This is a genomic window from Sphingomonas sp. GW821-FHT10C01, assembly GCF_059415525.1.
The window spans coordinates 2,194,965-2,211,393 of the sequence record NZ_JBWKNK010000001.1; the positions used below are offsets into that span (position 1 = coordinate 2,194,965).

The 16,429-nt window shown below is 65.3% G+C and carries 16 protein-coding genes; 8 read left to right on the forward strand and 8 right to left on the reverse strand.

Annotated features, from left to right (window positions below; translation table 11 throughout):
• Positions 1–27: 27 nt before the first annotated feature.
• The 3 genes from AC07M1_RS10755 to pyrH are packed head-to-tail and all read right to left on the reverse strand — an operon-like array spanning position 28 to position 2,067.
• Entirely contained in the window at positions 28–768 is a 741-nt protein-coding gene (locus AC07M1_RS10755; protein WP_495162537.1) for an isoprenyl transferase, read from the reverse strand.
• Entirely contained in the window at positions 765–1,322 is a 558-nt protein-coding gene (frr, locus tag AC07M1_RS10760) for a ribosome recycling factor (protein WP_495162538.1), read from the reverse strand. Before frr ends, AC07M1_RS10755 begins: the two co-directional genes overlap by 4 nt.
• 13 nt (positions 1,323–1,335) lie before the next feature.
• Positions 1,336–2,067 carry a UMP kinase gene (gene pyrH / locus AC07M1_RS10765; RefSeq protein WP_495162539.1) on the reverse strand — a complete coding sequence of 244 codons (732 nt, stop codon included), beginning with the start codon at positions 2,065–2,067 and terminating at the stop codon, positions 1,336–1,338.
• A gap of 120 nt (positions 2,068–2,187) precedes the next feature.
• On the opposite strand from pyrH, the gene AC07M1_RS10770 reads away from it, so the two are divergent.
• Positions 2,188–3,726 carry a GGDEF domain-containing protein gene (locus tag AC07M1_RS10770; RefSeq protein ID WP_495162540.1) on the forward strand — a complete coding sequence of 513 codons (1,539 nt, stop codon included), beginning with the start codon at positions 2,188–2,190 and terminating at the stop codon, positions 3,724–3,726.
• 47 nt (positions 3,727–3,773) lie between these two features.
• On the forward strand, positions 3,774–3,989 hold the full coding sequence (locus AC07M1_RS10775; RefSeq protein ID WP_495162541.1) for a hypothetical protein: 216 nt from the start codon (positions 3,774–3,776) through the stop codon (positions 3,987–3,989).
• Between the two features lie 58 nt (positions 3,990–4,047).
• On the opposite strand, the gene tsf is transcribed toward AC07M1_RS10775, so the two are convergent.
• Both tsf and rpsB read right to left on the reverse strand, forming a co-directional pair.
• Positions 4,048–4,983, reverse strand: coding sequence for a translation elongation factor Ts (gene tsf / locus AC07M1_RS10780; RefSeq protein WP_495162542.1), 936 nt, complete (start codon positions 4,981–4,983; stop codon positions 4,048–4,050).
• 99 nt (positions 4,984–5,082) lie between these two features.
• Positions 5,083–5,928, reverse strand: a complete 846-nt coding sequence (gene rpsB / locus AC07M1_RS10785) for a 30S ribosomal protein S2 (protein WP_495162543.1) — start codon at positions 5,926–5,928, stop codon at positions 5,083–5,085.
• A 254-nt stretch (positions 5,929–6,182) separates the two neighbouring features.
• On the opposite strand from rpsB, the gene AC07M1_RS10790 reads away from it, so the two are divergent.
• From AC07M1_RS10790 to AC07M1_RS10800, 3 genes are all read left to right on the forward strand, one after another.
• Positions 6,183–7,328, forward strand: coding sequence for an acyltransferase family protein (locus AC07M1_RS10790; protein ID WP_495162544.1), 1,146 nt, complete (start codon positions 6,183–6,185; stop codon positions 7,326–7,328).
• Between the two features lie 160 nt (positions 7,329–7,488).
• Positions 7,489–7,707 carry a hypothetical protein gene (locus AC07M1_RS10795; protein ID WP_495162545.1) on the forward strand — a complete coding sequence of 73 codons (219 nt, stop codon included), beginning with the start codon at positions 7,489–7,491 and terminating at the stop codon, positions 7,705–7,707.
• Between the two features lie 122 nt (positions 7,708–7,829).
• Complete coding sequence (locus AC07M1_RS10800; protein WP_495162546.1) at positions 7,830–8,126, forward strand: endonuclease domain-containing protein; 297 nt, start codon at positions 7,830–7,832, stop codon at positions 8,124–8,126.
• 2 nt (positions 8,127–8,128) lie between these two features.
• Here AC07M1_RS10800 and AC07M1_RS10805 read toward each other — a convergent pair whose 3' ends face one another.
• Both AC07M1_RS10805 and AC07M1_RS10810 read right to left on the reverse strand, forming a co-directional pair.
• Positions 8,129–8,884 (reverse strand): CDP-alcohol phosphatidyltransferase family protein, encoded by a 756-nt coding sequence (locus AC07M1_RS10805; protein WP_495162547.1) that lies wholly within the window; start codon positions 8,882–8,884, stop codon positions 8,129–8,131.
• Entirely contained in the window at positions 8,881–9,612 is a 732-nt protein-coding gene (locus AC07M1_RS10810; protein ID WP_495162548.1) for a phosphatidylserine decarboxylase, read from the reverse strand. Before AC07M1_RS10810 ends, AC07M1_RS10805 begins: the two co-directional genes overlap by 4 nt.
• Positions 9,613–9,896: 284 nt before the next feature.
• On the opposite strand from AC07M1_RS10810, the gene AC07M1_RS10815 reads away from it, so the two are divergent.
• The 3 genes from AC07M1_RS10815 (at position 9,897) to AC07M1_RS10825 (ending at position 14,594) form a co-directional block, all read left to right on the forward strand.
• Entirely contained in the window at positions 9,897–11,120 is a 1,224-nt protein-coding gene (locus tag AC07M1_RS10815; RefSeq protein WP_495162549.1) for an NADP-dependent isocitrate dehydrogenase, read from the forward strand.
• Positions 11,121–11,265: 145 nt separating this feature from the next.
• Complete coding sequence (locus AC07M1_RS10820; RefSeq protein ID WP_495162550.1) at positions 11,266–12,729, forward strand: serine hydrolase; 1,464 nt, start codon at positions 11,266–11,268, stop codon at positions 12,727–12,729.
• An 86-nt stretch (positions 12,730–12,815) separates the two neighbouring features.
• Positions 12,816–14,594 (forward strand): cation:proton antiporter domain-containing protein, encoded by a 1,779-nt coding sequence (locus AC07M1_RS10825; RefSeq protein WP_495162551.1) that lies wholly within the window; start codon positions 12,816–12,818, stop codon positions 14,592–14,594.
• Here AC07M1_RS10825 and AC07M1_RS10830 read toward each other — a convergent pair.
• Positions 14,591–16,405 carry a DUF885 domain-containing protein gene (locus AC07M1_RS10830; protein WP_495162844.1) on the reverse strand — a complete coding sequence of 605 codons (1,815 nt, stop codon included), beginning with the start codon at positions 16,403–16,405 and terminating at the stop codon, positions 14,591–14,593. The two genes, AC07M1_RS10825 and AC07M1_RS10830, sit on opposite strands and share 4 nt — an antisense overlap.
• Positions 16,406–16,429 lie beyond the last annotated feature (24 nt).

Below are 16,429 nucleotides of genomic sequence, written 5' to 3' on the forward strand. Positions count from 1 at the left end.
CAGCATTCTTCCGTGGCGGTACTTGCGTCACAGCCCTCCGAACCGCCGCTGCCGGTTGCCGAACTGCGCGATCGCATCGGCCAGCGCGGCGCCGTCGAAATCGGGCCACAACGTATCGACGAACAGCAGCTCGGCATAGGCCGCCTGCCACAACAGGAAGTTCGAGAGGCGCTGCTCGCCCGATGTGCGGATCAGCAGGTCCAGGGGTGGCAGGCCGTGCGTGGTCAGCGCGTCACCGAACATCGTGTCGTCGATCGCCGCCGGATCCAGCTCGCCCGCCTTGGCCGCCGCCGCCAGCCGTCGCGCCGCCGCGACGATCTCGGCCTGCGCGCCATAGTTGAGCGCGATCACCAGCGTGGCGCCGGTGTTGACCGATGTGCGTTCGATCGCGTCGTCGATCATCGCCACCAGATCGCCTGAAAGCGCGTGATAGTCGCCGATCACGCGCAGCCGGACATTCTCGGCGACCAGGTCGCGCAGCTCGTTCTTGAGGAAATAGCGCAGCAGACCCATCAGGTCGCGCACCTCCTCCTCGGGCCGCCGCCAATTCTCGGACGAGAAGGCATAGAGTGTCAGCACCTCGACGCCCAGTTCGCGCGCGGCCTTGGACACGCGTTTCACCGCGTCCACGCCCTGCTTGTGCCCGGCAAGCCTCGGCATCCGCCGGGCCTTCGCCCAGCGTCCGTTGCCGTCCATGATGATCGCGACGTGGCGGGGAACAGCCCCGCCTTCCGGGCTGGCCGGAAGAGGCGCGGAAGCCGCGGTCACTTGCCCAGGATTTCCTTTTCCTTCGCCGCCGCGGCCGCATCGATATCGGCGATGGTGCTGTCGGTCAGCTTCTGGACTTCGGTCTCGTGGCGCTTGCGCTCGTCCTCGCCGAACAGGCCCTTCTTCTCGTCGGCCTTCAGGCTGTCATTGCCGTCGCGACGCACGTTGCGCGCGGCGATGCGGGCATTCTCGGCATATTTGCTGGCAAGCTTGGCCAGCTCCTTGCGGCGTTCCTCGGTCAGGTCGGGGATCGGCAGGCGCAGCGTCTGCCCGTCGACGATCGGGTTGAGGCCGAGGCCCGCCGAGCGGATCGCCTTGTCGACCGGGCCGACATTGGACTTGTCCCACACCGTCACCGACAGCAGGCGCGGCTCGGGAGCCGCAACCGTCGCCACCTGGGTGATCGGCATGTGCGCGCCATAGACCTCGACCGTCACCGGATCGAGCAATGTGGTGCTCGCGCGGCCCGTGCGCAGGCCCTGCAGGTCGTGTTTCAGCGCCTCGACCGCGCCGTTCATGCGGCGCTCCAGGTCGGCCTTGTCGTAAGCGGCCATGTTCAGCTTCCTCTTATGCGGATTCGGATTGATTGCGGACGATCGTGGAGGTGCCCTCGCCGCGCAGCACGGCTTCCAGCGTGCCCTCGTCGCGGATGTTGAACACCACGATCGGAATGTCGTTGTCGCGGCACAAAGCCACGGCGGTCGCGTCCATGACCTTGAGGTTGTCGACCAGCACGCGGTCGAAGCTCAGTTCCTCGTAGCGGGTCGCGGTCGGCACCTTCTTGGGGTCGGCATTGTAGACACCGTCGACGCTGGTACCCTTGAACAACGCGTCGCAGTTCATCTCAGCCGCGCGCAGCGCCGCCGTGGTGTCGGTGGTGAAGAACGGCAGACCGGTGCCCGCGGCAAAGATCACCACGCGGCCCTTCTCCATGTGCCGCATCGCCTTGCGGCGGATATAGGGTTCGGAGACGCTCGCCATCGGGATCGCCGACTGGACGCGCGTGTCGACGCCGAGCCGCTCGAGCGTGTTCTGCATCGCCAACGCGTTCATCACGGTGGCGAGCATGCCCATATAGTCGGCGCTCGCCCGCTCGAAGCCCTGTGCCGCGCCGGCAAGCCCGCGGAAGATATTGCCGCCGCCGACGACCATGCAGATTTCGAACCCGGCCTCGGTTGCCGCCTTCACCTCGCGCGCGACGCGCTCGCAGGTGGCGGGATCGATGCCGAACTGGCCTTGTCCCATCAGCACTTCGCCCGAAAGCTTGAGCAGGATTCGTTTGAAGCGTGGCGCGGTCATTGGGCCCTTGATTCTTTGGGTTATGGGGAGTGGCGCGGACCCTAGATGAGCCTCGCGACAGGGACAAGCCGCGAAGCTGCATCATTGCTCCCAACCGCGCCGCGCCAACGGCATGGCTGATTGAGCATTAACCATGATCCAGCTAGGGAAACCTCGGGTATTTTGGGGGTGTGGGTGGCTGTCATTTCTGGAGTCGAGGCCGGCCGGTTCGATCACATGCGACCACAGCTATCGCTTTCACGCTTTCTGTCGCCGTTCCTGCTGATCTTCGCCGCCGTTTTCGCGTCGGCGATGTTCAGTATCCTCACTCGTTCTCCGGCAGTCCTCGCGACGATCTGGCCCGCCAACGCGGTCATGCTGGGGCTGCTGATCCGTTTCCCGCGTCTCGCCAACGTGTCCGGTTGGCTGGGCGGGATCGTCGGATATCTGCTCGCCGACCTGATCACCGGCGAAGATACCGCAAGCCTGATCCTGCTGCTCGCGGGAAACCTTGCCGGGGTCATCACCGGATATCTGCTGCTCTCACAACTTGAGTACCGCAATCTCAAGCTGTCGGATCCGCGTTCCCTCCATCAGGTCGCGGCCGCGATCATCCTCGCCGCGTTTGCGGCCGGGCTTGTCGGCACGATCGCCAATCCGGTCATCTTCGGGGGCGGTTCCTGGCACGGATTCCTCTTCTGGTTCGCGACCGAAGCCGTCAATTACGTGGCGTTTCTGCCGGTTCTTTTGACCCTGCCAAGGCCGCGATGGCGGCGGCTTCGCTATGGTCCGGCCGAACGCCGCCGCACCCGGGCGCTGCTGAATGCCGATCTGCTGCGCAAGCTGCTTCCCGGGGCTTCGCTCATCGTCGGATTGTTGCTGGCCATGTTGATCGGCGGCCCTGGCGCGCTCGTGTTCACCTTGCCCGGCCTGTTCTGGTGCGGCCTCCGCTACTCGATCCCCGTCGTCGCGCTGCTGGGCCTGCTGACAAGTTGCGCGGTGCTGACTGAGGTCAACCACGACCACATCCGGCTACTGGATGGTATCGGATCGCAGACCTTCGCCCTTTCGGTGCGGCTCGGCGTTGCGCTCATCGCCTTCACACCGCTCTATGTCGCAACGGTCATCGCCGAGCGGAATGCCCTCGTGCATGATCTGGAACGGCTCGCTTCCACCGATCCGCTCACCGGAGCCCTGAACCGCCGCGCCTTCTTCCATCGCGGCGCTCGATCGATGAAAGTCCTCGCCCGTCAGGAACGCCAGATCGCGGCCCTCATGCTCGACATCGACCATTTCAAGCAGGTCAATGATCGTCATGGCCACGGCGGCGGGGACAGAATTCTTCAGGCATTCACGCACGCGATACGCGCGCAGCTGCGTGACGGCGCGTTGCTCGGCCGCTTTGGCGGGGAGGAGTTCGCAATCCTTCTTCCGATCGTGGCGGAAGGTGACGGGGCCGTCGTTGCCGAACGCCTGCGCGCGGTCGTCGCTCAGTTACGCTTGTTCGACGACACTGGCGATGTACTGAAAGCGACGATCAGTGTCGGCGTGGTCGAGGCGCAGGCCGGCGCGATGCCTCTCGCCGAACTTGTGGCCATCGCGGACAGTCGCCTCTATCTTGCCAAGCAGAATGGCCGGAACCGTGTCGAATGGGGCGCGAAGAAGGACGTCCAAACCTAGGCGCGACGCCGCATTGCGCCAAACGGCCGTGGACGATTTCGGCTGAGATGCCGCTCAACAAAGGTGCCGATCCCATGCCCAACCACGCTCAGCTCGCCGCCAAGCTCCTGCGCGACGCCGCGATCTTCTTCCGCGACGTCGGCGCGCAAAACCCCGAATTGCTGGATGAAATGAGCGAGAACGCCGCCGTCTACGAACAGGTCGCCGACCTCACCGAAGACGATCCGCTGGGAGAGCTTCCGATCGAGGAAGAGGCGGACTGATCAACGAAAAAGGGGCGCGGCCACGGCCACGCCCCTCCTTGTTCGCAAAGCGAAGCGATTAGCGGTTCAGGCCCGCCGTCGCCGCGACTTCCGCCGCGAAGTCGCTCTCTTCCTTCTCGATGCCTTCGCCGAGCTGGAAGCGGACATAGTCCTTGAGCACGATGGTCGCGCCCGCATCCTTGCCGGCCTTGGCGATGACGTCGGCGACCGGGGTCTTGCCGTCCATCACGAACGCCTGCGTCAACAGCGCGTTCTCCTTCTTGAACTTCTCGATCGGGCCGTTGAGGATCTTCTCGACGACGTCCGCCGGCTTGCCGACGGTGCGGTCGGCGTTCTTCTCGCGCAGGACCGCGGCTTCACGCTCGACGATCTCGGGATCGAGGTCGTCGACCGACAGCGCCAGCGGGAATGCCGCCGCGACGTGCATCGCGATCTGCTTGCCCAGCGGCTCCAGCACGTCGATGCCGGCGTCGCTCTCAAGCGCGACCAGCACGCCGATCTTGCCAAGGCCCGGGGCCGCGGCGTTGTGGACGTACGGGATCACCGCGCCGTTCGAAACCGACACCGCCTTCGCGCGACGCAGCACCTGGTTCTCGCCGATCGTGGCGATGTTGTTGACCAGCACTTCGCTGACGATCCCACCCTGGGGCATCGTCGCGCCCTTCAGCGCTTCGATATCGTCGCCATTTTCCAGCGCGATCGAGGTCACGTCACGCACGAAACCCTGGAAGATCTCGTTCTTCGCGACGAAGTCGGTCTGCGAGTTGACCTCGACGGCCACGCCCTTGGTGCCGGCGACGGCAACGCCGACCAGGCCCTCGGCCGCGGTGCGGCTCGACTTCTTGTCGGCGGCGGCCAGGCCCTTGGTGCGCAGCCAGTCGACTGCCGCTTCCAGGTCGCCATTGGTTTCCGCAAGCGCCTTCTTGCAGTCCATCATGCCGGCGCCGCTCTTCTCGCGCAGTTCCTTGACGGCTGCTGCAGTGATCTCGGCCATGTCTAATTCCTCAAGGTTTGAATGGGCTTGAATATGGTGCGGGCGGGGCAAAGCTGAAACGCCCTGCCCCGCCCCCATTACGGTTCGATGACCGGACGCTTACGCGTCGATCTGACGCTCGCCTTCCGCAGCCGTTTCCGGCTCGCTCGAAGCGGCCGGGGCTTCCGGCTCGGCGACGACGGCAGGCGCCGGCTCGGCCAGCGCGGCTTCGACCGGCGGCACTTCGGCCGCGCCGAAGTCCGCGCCGCTCACGACCTGCGCGTGCTGGTTGCCGCGGGTCGCCGCGATGGCGATGGCTTCGCAGTACAGGCGGATCGCGCGCGACGCGTCGTCATTCGCCGGAACCGGGAACGCGATGCCGTCGGGCGAGACGTTCGAATCGAGGATCGCAACGACCGGGATACCCAGCGTGTTGGCTTCCTTGATCGCCAGCTCTTCCTTGTTGGCGTCGATCACGAACATGATGTCCGGAATGCCGCCCAGGTCACGGATGCCGCCGAGCGACAGCTCGAGCTTGTCCTTCTCGCGGGTCAGGTTCAGCACTTCCTTCTTGGTCAGGCCGTGCGTGTCGCCCGAAAGCTGCTCTTCAAGCGTCTTGAGGCGCTTGATCGACTGCGAGATGGTCTTCCAGTTGGTGAGCATGCCGCCCAGCCAGCGATGGTTGACGAAGTGCTGGTTCGACTTGCGGGCCGCCTCGGCGATCGCTTCCTGCGCCTGGCGCTTGGTGCCGACGAACAGCACCTTGCCGCCGGCGGCGACGGTCGACGACACGAACTCGAGAGCGCGCGCGAACAGCGGCACGGTCTGCGACAGGTCGATGATGTGGACGCCGTTGCGCTCGCCAAAGATGTAGGGCTTCATCTTCGGGTTCCAGCGGTGGGTCTGGTGGCCGAAATGCGCGCCCGATTCGAGCAGCTGCTGCATGGAGACGACAGGTGCCGCCATAGGGATAACTCCTTCCGGTTGATCCTCTGGGAAGCGAGTGACCGACGAACCTGATGGCCCGCGGCACCGGGATATGATGCTTCCCATGTGGGGTTGAGGCGGCGCCCTTAGCCGAGGCCGCAGCGGATTGCAATGCCCGGCGATCGTAACGCGTCCGGCATAATTGGTATTGCATTATAAATGGAGTGGTATTGTATATGTCCCATTGAAGACGCCGCGGACCTTGCGGACGGAACGACAATGGGAGGGGAAACGTGGCGCGTGCTGATGCGGCGCCGGCGAGTATGATTACGCCGGCCAAGAACCACTATGTCATTCTGGATGGCCTGCGCGGTGTCGCCGCGCTGATGGTCCTGCTCATGCACCTGTTCGAGGGGCATACCGGCGGCGACCTGCACAAGATGATCATCAACCACGGCTATCTCGCGGTGGACTTCTTCTTCCTGCTGTCGGGCTTCGTTGTCGCCTACGCCTATGACGACCGCTGGGGCGGGATGACCCAATGGGACTTCTACAAGCGCCGTCTCATCCGGCTTCAGCCGATGGTGATCCTCGGCTCGATCATCGGCGCCGCGCTGTTCGTGTTCCAGATCGATCCCTTCTACCCGCTCGCCGCCGGCGCCTCGCTCTGGCAGGTGTTGGTGCTGATGGTGATCGGCTTCACCCTGATCCCCGTTCTCCCGTCCATGGACGTGCGTGGCTGGGGCGAAACCTTTCCGCTCAACGGTCCGGCCTGGTCGCTGTTCTTCGAATATTGCGCGAACATCCTCTACGCGGTCGGCTTGTACAAATTGTCGAACCGCTGGCTCGGCCTGCTCGTCGCCATCGCCGGCGCGGCGCTGTTCCACCTCGCGGTGTTCGGTGAGCGCGGCGATCTCGTCGGCGGTTGGACGCTCACTGGCGAGGGTGTGTATATCGGCTTCGTCCGCCTGCTCTTCCCCTTCTTCGCCGGCGTGCTGATGATGCGGCTCGGCATGCGGATCCGCATGAAGGGCGCGTTCTGGGCCAGCAGCCTGTTGCTGATCGTCGCACTCTCGCTCCCGCGTTTCGGCGGCACCGCCAACCTCTGGATGAACGGCCTGTACGAGGCACTCTGCGTGCTCGTGCTCTTCCCGCTGGTGGTCGCGATCGGCGCAGGGCAGCAACAGATGGACGGCGTGTCGCTGCGCATCGCGCGTTTCTTCGGCGACCTCTCCTACCCGCTCTACATCACCCACTATCCACTCGTGTACATCTACATGGCGTGGGTGGTGACCGATAAGCCGACGACGAACGCAGCCATCCTCGGCGGCGTCGCGGTGGCCGTCGGCGCGATCGTCATCGCCTATGCCAGCCTCAAGCTCTACGATCTCCCGGTCCGCCGCTGGCTCGGCAAGCGGCTGCTGGCGCAAGGCGCATAGCGGCGGAACGCGCATGTTCCAGCCGTTCGGTGAGCGGCCGGAACATGAGAACAAAAAGAGATTGACAGTCGGAACGCGAGTGGAACATAAAGGGTTCACACGGCGGACATGGAACATGCGCCGCACTCAGGCACTAGCTTGAGACCAACTGGAGGTTCAGATGACCGCACTGCTCGTCGCTTTGCTCTTCACCGTCGCCATCGCGGTCTCGGTCTGGTCGATGTGGATCACGATCCAGCCGCGCCTCGACTATATGCGCGCGCTGCTGACGGGCGAAACGGTTCCGGCGCTTGCTCCGGCAGTGGCCCCCCGCGTCCGCACGCTGCGTCCCCTGACGGCGCCGACCGCAAGCGCGATTCCGCTCCGCGCGGCGGCCTAAGCTCGCTTCGATCCTTCCCCGGAGGGGGACCGGCAAAGGCGGCGGAGGGGTAGCTCACCAAATGCTGCACGGCCCGAAGCAAACCCAGAAGCGCGCCAAGGACCTCCGCAGGGCAATAGTTCTTGTTATGGCGAGAGCTCCGTAAGCGGCTTGGCGGCCTTCGCTTCCGCCATCAGCACCCGGCCGGGCGATACATACTCGATTTCTTCTGCGCGCGATTCAGACTGGCAATCGAAGTGGATGGCGAAGCCCACGGGCGCGGTGACCAGCCGGATCACGTGTGGGTCGCTGAGCAAGACGTACGAACTGCCACGGAAGTTCTAGGAATCTGGAAGGTACTGTCCGACACATCGTCGCCACAGCGCGGGGAGACCTCCACCGCCTGCGGCGATCCCCCCTCCGGGGGAGGAATGGGGTAGCTCTACGCCGCCCCCACCCTGCCCGACCGCAAATACGCCCGCACGCTGAACGGTAGCGTCGCCAGATAGCCCACGCACAGCACCGTCAGTGTCTGCCACGGCGCCGTCACCAGTGCGGCGAGCAGGATGGCGACCACCACCATCGCCTCGAACCGCACGTTACGCCGCAGCCGCAGCGACTTCCACGAATAGGTCGCCAGGCTTGAGACCATCAGCAGGCCGACGAAGCCGACCCACGGGGTGACGATCCAGGGCGACCGCGCCAGTTCCTCGCCGCTCCACAGCCAGACATAAAGCGGCAGCATCGCCAGCGCCGCGCCCGCAGGGGCCGGGATTCCGGTCAGATAGCCGGCCAGCTTGCGCGGCTGCTCGGTATCGATCTGCGAATTGAACCGCGCCAGCCTAAGCGCGCAGAACACCGCGTAGAGCAGCGCCACGATCCAGCCGACCTTGGGCACATACATCAGCGCCCACAGATACAGGATCAGCGCCGGCGCGACCCCGAACGAGATCGCGTCGGACAGGCTGTCCAGCTCGGCGCCGAACTTGCTCTCGCCGCGGATCATCCGCGCGATCTGGCCGTCGATGCCGTCGAGCGCGGCGGCGATCATGATCATCATCACCGCGCGCTCCCAATCCTGCGCGATGGCGAAGCGCACACCGGTCAGGCCCGAGCACAGCGCCAGCGCCGTGATCGCGTTGGGGGCGATGGTGCGCAGCGGGATGCCGCGCCGCTGGGGCCGCGGCTTCAAACTCACTGTGCCACGCCCTCCGCCGCGATGCCGCCCTTGCGGCCGACCACCGTCTCACCGGCGACGCAGCGCTGGCCCAGCGCCACCTGCGGCGCATAATCATCGGGCAGGAACACGTCGACGCGGCTGCCGAAGCGGATCAGGCCGATGCGCTGGCCCACCGCGACCATGTCGCCGGGCTTGACGAAGGTCACGATACGCCGGGCGACCAGGCCCGCGATCTGGGTGAAGCCGACGCGCAGGCCATCGCGGGTCTCGACCACGAAATGCTGGCGCTCATTCTCGTCGCTCGCCTTGTCGAGGTCGGCGTTGAGGAACTTGCCGGCGATATAGACGACCTGGCGGATCGTTCCCGCCACGGGCGTGCGGTTGATGTGGACGTCGAACACGCTCATGAAGATCGAAACGCGCACCCGCGTTTCCTCGTTCAGTCCTTCCGGTCCGGCGATTTCGCGCGGCACCGGCACGCGTTCGATCATCGTGACCAGGCCGTCGGCGGGCGAGACGATCAGTCCCTCGGCCTGCGGGGTCACGCGGATCGGGTCGCGGAAGAAGGCGGCGACCCAGATGGTCACGCCGACCAGCAGGAAGCCCAGCTCGTCCCAGATCGCGAACAGGAACAGCGCCGTGATCGCGGCGGAAATGAGGACGTATTTGCGCCCCTCGGGGTGCACGGCGGGCCAGCGCCATTTGACCGGGGGATTGCCGGTGGGCGGCTTTTCTAGTGAAGGCATCGCTGGGCTTTAGCCGGGTTCGCCTGTCCCTGACAATCGCTCGTCGCACTTTGTCTGTGGGTGACTTGCAATGTTGGATTTCGCCTGCTGTGCTCGCGCCGCGAAGGTGTGTGCCAGCGTTCCGCAATGAAATGCGCGCCTGTCACCGCGAGAAAACACGCGGTTCGTGTCAACATTGCCAACCAACTGAACGGCCTCGTGCAGTTATTGTCGCCACCCTTGATCCCCCCGCCCCTTCCTCCTAGACGCTCCGCCAAACCTCCCTCATGAACAGGAAAGCGAGCATGGCGAAGATCAAGGTCAAGAACCCGGTCGTCGAGATCGACGGCGACGAAATGACGCGGATCATCTGGGAATGGATCCGTGAGCGCCTGATCAAGCCGTACCTCGACATCGACCTGAAATATTACGACCTGGGCGTCGAGAAGCGCGACGAGACCAACGACCAGATCACGGTCGACGCGGCCAACGCGATCAAGGAATTCGGCGTCGGCGTGAAGTGCGCGACGATCACCCCGGACGAGCAGCGCGTCGAGGAATTCAACCTCAAGGAAATGTGGAAGTCGCCCAACGGCACGATCCGCAACATCCTGGGCGGCGTCGTGTTCCGCGAGCCGATCGTGATCTCGAACGTGCCGCGCCTGATCCCGGGCTGGACCAAGCCGATCGTCGTCGGCCGTCACGCGTTCGGCGACCAGTATCGCGCGACCGACTTCAAGGTTCCGGGCGCCGGCAAGCTGCGCCTCGTCTTCGAAGGTGCCGACGGCCAGGTCATCGACCGCGAAGTGTTCAACTTCCCGGGTTCGGGCGTCGCGATGGCGATGTACAACCTCGACGATTCGATCCGCGATTTCGCTCGCGCGTCGTTCAACTACGGCCTCAATCTCAAGTGGCCGGTGTATCTGTCGACCAAGAACACCATCCTCAAGGCCTATGACGGCCGCTTCAAGGACCTGTTCCAGGAAGTGTTCGAGACCGAGGGCTTCGCCGAGAAGTTCAAGGAAGCCGGCATCGTCTATGAGCACCGCCTGATCGACGACATGGTCGCCTCGGCGCTCAAGTGGAGCGGCGAATTCGTGTGGGCGTGCAAGAACTATGACGGCGACGTCCAGTCGGATCAGGTCGCACAGGGCTTCGGTTCGCTGGGTCTGATGACCTCGGTCCTGCTCTCGCCGGACGGCAAGACCGTCGAGGCCGAGGCGGCGCACGGCACCGTCACCCGCCACTATCGTCAGCACCAGCAGGGCAAGGCGACCTCGACCAACCCGATCGCGTCGATCTTCGCCTGGACCGGCGGCCTCAAGTTCCGCGGTAAGTTCGATGACACGCCCGAAGTGGTGAAGTTCGCCGAAACGCTGGAGCGCGTCTGCATCGAGACCGTCGAGAGCGGCAAGATGACCAAGGATCTCGCGCTGCTGATCGGCCCGGAACAGCCCTGGATGACCACCGAGCAGTTCTTCGAGGCGATCCGTGCGAACCTCGAAGCCGAAATGGCGACGTGGAACTGATCGAAATCAGCATTCGCTGATTTCCAGACATCCCGGCCGGGCCGGATCGTGGGGCGCATTGCTCCGCGAGCCGCCCGCGCCGGGATGTTTCGTTCCGGCGCCGTGACGGTTTGCCCAGCGGCGGAGCGCGGGTTAGATTGATGGCATGCCATTCCAGCTGCCATCCGGCTCGTCTCTGATCGCCGCGCTAGCGGTGACGATCGCATCTCCCGCTATCGCTGTTGCCGCACCGCAGCCTCCGGTTGCCATCGCCAACCGCGCGACGACCGAGCTTCTTCTTGAAGAAATGCGGGACAGCCGCATTCCCGGGCTTCAGGTGGCGGTCGTGCGCGATGGCCGCCTGGTGTTCGAAGGCGCATGGGGCGTTGCCGACGTCGAGAGCGGCGCACGGGTCACATGCGACACGATCTTCCCGTTCAATTCGATGACCAAGGCGTTCACCGGCGTCGCCGCGATGCAGCTGGTGGCTTCTGGAAGGCTCGACCTTTCGGCGCCGATTTCCCGCTACCTTTCGGATCTTCCAGCCGAATGGCGTGCGATCACGGTGCACCAGCTGCTGACCCACAGCTCCGGCCTTCCGGACATCGTCGATCCGGATTCCGGAGATCTGATCGGCAAGGGCGGAGAAGAAGCGGCCTGGACCGCCGTCACCGCACTACCTCTCGTCTCGGCCCCCGGCTCGCGCAGCAGCTACAACCAGACCAACTATGTCCTGCTCGGGCGCATCATCGACCGGCTCGCCGGGCAGCCCTTCACCGCCTTCTTTCGTGCCCGCCAGTTCGGTCCGGCCGGCATGCGGCACACCGGCTTTGGCGACATCCGCGACTGGGCGCCGGGCAAGGCGAAATCCTATCGTTTCAGCCGTCCCACGCTGAACAGTCCTGGCACGCTGGAGCGCGCGGACGTCGAGTTCTCACCGATGATACGCACCGCCGCCGGGATGGAGGGGACCGCGGGCGACATGGCACGCTGGATCGTCGCCGTGCTGGATGGACGCCTGATCGAGCACGCGTCGCTGCCTGTGATGTGGTCGCCCGCGACCCTTGCCGATGGCACCAGGACGCAGCGGGCGGCCGGTTGGGCGACGGATAGTCGTACCGCGAACCGCTGGGTCGGTCTGTCTGGCGGAAATCGCGGCGCATTCGCGATCTACCCCGACGACAATGTGGCGGTGGTCGTGCTCAGCAACCTGCAGGGTGCCTCGCCCGAGCTGCTCCTGGATCGCATCGCGGCGAATTACGTGCGGGGGTTCGAGTTGCCCCCGATCACTCAGCTGCGCGCTGCGGCACAGAAGCGCGGGTTCGACCAGCTGGGAAGCATCGCGGACGAACTACGCCGCGCCCATCCGGCGATCGTCTTTCCCGAGAGGGAGTTGAGCAACTGGGGCTACCGGATGCTCAGATCCGCCCGACCGCAGCGTGCGCAGGCGATCTTCGCGCTTGCCGCTTCCCTATACCCGGACAGCGCGGATGCCGCCGAGAACATCGGCTATCTCCACTCCCTGACCGGTGATGTTCCCGCCGCGATCGTCGCCTATCGGCGCTCCCTGACGCTGAACCCATCAAACCAGAAACTGGCCAAGACACTACAAACACTGGAGCAACGCTGAGCCGTCAGGGCGCCGATATCGACCCAACCCGAAAAATCGGGCCGCCCCACCCATGACAAATCGTCGCGCCCGGTTAAGAGTGAGGCATGGCGCTTGATCTGACCAACCACACCTTCAGCGATACCCTCGTCATCTTGGGGGCCGCGGGGTTGGTCATCCCGGCCTTCGCCCGCTTTCGGGTTAGCCCCGTCATCGGTTTCATCCTGGTCGGAATGCTCGTCGGTCCCGCCGGTCTGGGCCAGTTGGTTCCGCAGTTCCCCTGGCTCTACTATCTCACCATCACCGATCCCCATTCGATCGAACCCTTTGCCGAATTCGGCATCATCCTGCTGCTCTTCTCGATCGGGCTTGAGCTTTCCTTCAAACGACTATGGTCGATGCGAAAGCTCGTGTTCGGGGTCGGCGCGGCCGAGTTGCTCGGGGCCGCGCTGCTGATCGGTGCGGGTCTCTATTTCCTCGGCCAGAGCTGGACAGGCGCACTCGGCCTCGGGCTTGCGCTCGCCCTTTCCTCCACCGCGCTGGTGCTTCCGATCGCCGGAACGACCAGTGCCGTCGGCCGCTCGGCCTTTGCGATGCTGCTGTTCGAGGATCTGGCGCTGGTGCCGATCATCTTCCTGCTCGGCGCACTCGCTCCGGCTGCAGGAGATGTCGGAATCAGCGAACTGGCCGTCGTGCTTGGCCGCAGCGCCATCGTGGTCGCGATCCTCTACATCGGCGGTCGCCTGTACCTTCCTCGCCTGTTCGCGCAGGCGGCCCGGACTAAATCGCCCGAACTGTTCCTCGCCGCCAGCCTGCTGGTCGTGATCGTCGCCAGCATGGCCACCACCGCGGTCGGTCTGTCGCCCATCGTCGGCGCGCTGCTCGCTGGCCTGCTGATCGCCGAGACCGAGTATCACAGCGAGGTCGAAGTCATCACCGCTCCCTTCAAGGGTCTCGCGCTCGGCGTCTTCCTGATCACCGTCGGAATGCGGCTGGACCTGCGCATGGTGATGAATGACTGGTCGCTGCTGCTCGCCGCGATTTTGGGCGTGATGGGGGTCAAGGTCATGGTCACAATGACCCTCCTCAAGCTCTCAGGCGCGCGCACGGGCACTGCGGCCGAAGCTGGCGTGCTGATGGCCAGCCCGTCGGAGACCACGCTGATCGTGCTTGGCGTCGCCGCGACTGCGGGGCTGATCCAGCCCTCAACCGCCGCCTTCTGGACCACGGTCACCGCGATCGGCCTGACGGTTACGCCTCTACTGGCCAAGGCCGGGAGCTTCGCGTCCCGCAAATTGGAGGAGCGCGATGTGGAGGGCGAGGTCGCCGCGAACCCTGAAATCACGCCCGGCGGCACGGTCATCATGGGCTTTGGCCGCGTCGGCCGGACCGTCGCCGACATGCTCAAAGCGCATGGAAAGCCCTATATCGCCGTCGACGCCGACATCGACGGCATCGCGGCCGCCCGGCGCGAAGGCTATACGGTGATGTTCGGCGACGTGGCGCGCAGCGAGCTGGTCGATCGGCTCAACCTCGGCCATGCCGACGCGCTCATTCTGACCATGGACGACCCTGTACTCACGGTTCGTCTCACGCGTCGGGTGCGCAGTTGGGTACCCGATATCCCGATCATTGCTCGCGCTCGCGACACCGCTCATGCCGCCGAGCTCTACAAGGCAGGGGCGACCGATGCCGTTCCGGAAACGCTCGAAAGCTCGCTCCAGCTCTCCGAAGCCGTGCTGGTCGATCTCGGTGTCGCCGTCGGACCCGTGATCGCCTCGATCCACGAGAAGCGCGACGAGATGCGCAAGGAGATCAAGGAAACCGCAGGTCTGGAGCGCGAACCGCGCTTGCGGCGGGTAAGGCGGACCGAGGCCGAAGCCTAACTCATTCGCGCCCGTACCACGCGCTCGAGCACCGCAAGCGGCATCGCGCCCTTGCGCAATACCTCATGGAACTGGCGCGGATCCCAGTTGGCGCCGGCCTTCGCCTTGGCTTCGTCGCGCAGCCTGACCCAGACGGTATGCCCGATCTTGTAGCTGCACGCCTGGCCGGGCCAGACGGTGTAGCGGTCGATTTCGCCCTGGCTGCGGCCGCGCGCGATACCGGTGGTGGCGATGAAATAGTCCGTCGCCTTCTCGCGGCTCCAGCGCTTGGCGTGCATGCCGCTATCGACCACCAACCGGGTGGCGCGGAACAGCAGCGACTGGAGATAGCCGACCTGCCCCAGCGGATCGCCCTCGTACATCCCCATCTCGTCGGCCAGCTGCTCGGTATAGAGCGCCCACCCCTCGCTATAGCCGCTGAACCCGCCGCGGCGGCGGATCAACGGAATGGCCGAGGATTCGAGCGCCAGCATCACCTGAAGATGATGGCCCGGCACCGCTTCGTGATAGCTCAGCGTCGCCAGCCCGAACTTCGGCCGGTCGAACGTGTCGCGCAGGTTGATATAGTAGATGCCCGGGCGCGAGCCATCGAGTGTCGCGGCCTGATAATAGCCGCCCGGCGCCCCAGCCTGGATCGACGGCGGCACGCGGCGGACCTCAACCGGCGCCTTGGGCAGGCTCGCGAACTGCTCGGGCAGCCGCTTTTCCATCGCCCGCACCTGGGCACGCAGCGTTTCGAGCAGCGCCTCCCTACCCGGATCGGTGTTCGGGAAGAGCTGATCCGGCCGCTCATTGAGCGCCACCAGGCGCGCGCCGACCGTCCCTTCGCTGATGCCCTGCGACTTCAGGATCGCATCGATCCGCGCGCTGATCTCCGCGACCTGCTCAAGACCCAGCTTGTGGATCTCGTCGCCCGTCATCCGCACCGTCGTCGCGGCCTCGGCGGCGGAGGCATAATAGGCCTCGCCATCGGGCAACCGCCACACGCCCGCGTCATGCGACGCCTTGGCGCGCAGCTCGGTGACCAGCGCGCGCTGACGGTCGAGCGCCGGGAAAACCTTTTCCGCCACGATCTTGGCGGCCTGTGCCGCACGCTCGGGCGGCAGGTTCGCGGCCTTGAGCTTGTCGGCATAGCCGGTCACCAGCCCCATCTCGGCGGCCGGCTTATCGCGCAGCGCGACGAACTGCTTGAGCGTGGTGTCGAGGATATAGTCGGGCGCGAACACCCCACGCGCGGCATCCGCTCGCTGCCGCTCAGTCTCCTGGTCCAGCACCGTCGCGAACGCGCCGAGACGTGCGAGATAGGCATCGGCATCGACCGCGTCCTTCACCCGGTGCTGGGTGTCGAGGAAATCGGGCACCTCGCGGTAAGCACCGCTCAACTGGCTGAGCCGGAACGGTACAAAGCGACCGCCGCTATCGCCATAGGTGAACTGCTGCCGGCCCGCGATGCTGCGCTCGAGCTGATAGGTCAGCACATCCCGATCGAGCTTCGCGTCCTCGCCCAACGTCGCCGGGGCGAACGCTCGCACCGCCGCCAGCTCACGCTTCGACCGCGCGAGATCGCGCGCATCGTCCGCCGGCGTACGTCCCGAAAGCTGCGACTTGAGCGCGGCGTTCTTGCCGGTATCGAGGCCGAGCGACGTCGCGCCTTCGGGGTTCTCCGCCAGCCGATCCTCGAAGATCTTGTCGAGCAGCACCCGGAACTTCGCGTCCGCGCTGCCTGTCGCGGTTGCCTGACGGGCGGTGGCGGGCAGCGCTGCGACCAGCGCCGCAGCGCCGGCCGAACCCATGAACGAACGGCGGCGCATCGGCATCGGTCTTGTCACTCCATC

Bases quoted from the DNA above. Each gene is read 5' to 3' on its own strand.
- frr (WP_495162538.1), bottom strand. From the start codon at position 1,322: ATGGCCGCTTACGACAAGGCCGACCTGGAGCGCCGCATGAACGGCGCG.
- pyrH (WP_495162539.1), bottom strand. From the start codon at position 2,067: ATGACCGCGCCACGCTTCAAACGAATCCTGCTCAAGCTTTCGGGCGAA.
- AC07M1_RS10775 (WP_495162541.1), top strand. From the start codon at position 3,774: ATGCCGCTCAACAAAGGTGCCGATCCCATGCCCAACCACGCTCAGCTC.
- tsf (WP_495162542.1), bottom strand. From the start codon at position 4,983: ATGGCCGAGATCACTGCAGCAGCCGTCAAGGAACTGCGCGAGAAGAGC.
- rpsB (WP_495162543.1), bottom strand. From the start codon at position 5,928: ATGGCGGCACCTGTCGTCTCCATGCAGCAGCTGCTCGAATCGGGCGCG.
- AC07M1_RS10795 (WP_495162545.1), top strand. From the start codon at position 7,489: ATGACCGCACTGCTCGTCGCTTTGCTCTTCACCGTCGCCATCGCGGTC.
- AC07M1_RS10810 (WP_495162548.1), bottom strand. From the start codon at position 9,612: ATGCCTTCACTAGAAAAGCCGCCCACCGGCAATCCCCCGGTCAAATGG.
- AC07M1_RS10815 (WP_495162549.1), top strand. From the start codon at position 9,897: ATGGCGAAGATCAAGGTCAAGAACCCGGTCGTCGAGATCGACGGCGAC.
- AC07M1_RS10820 (WP_495162550.1), top strand. From the start codon at position 11,266: ATGCCATTCCAGCTGCCATCCGGCTCGTCTCTGATCGCCGCGCTAGCG.
- AC07M1_RS10825 (WP_495162551.1), top strand. From the start codon at position 12,816: ATGGCGCTTGATCTGACCAACCACACCTTCAGCGATACCCTCGTCATC.
- AC07M1_RS10830 (WP_495162844.1), bottom strand. From the start codon at position 16,405: ATGCGCCGCCGTTCGTTCATGGGTTCGGCCGGCGCTGCGGCGCTGGTC.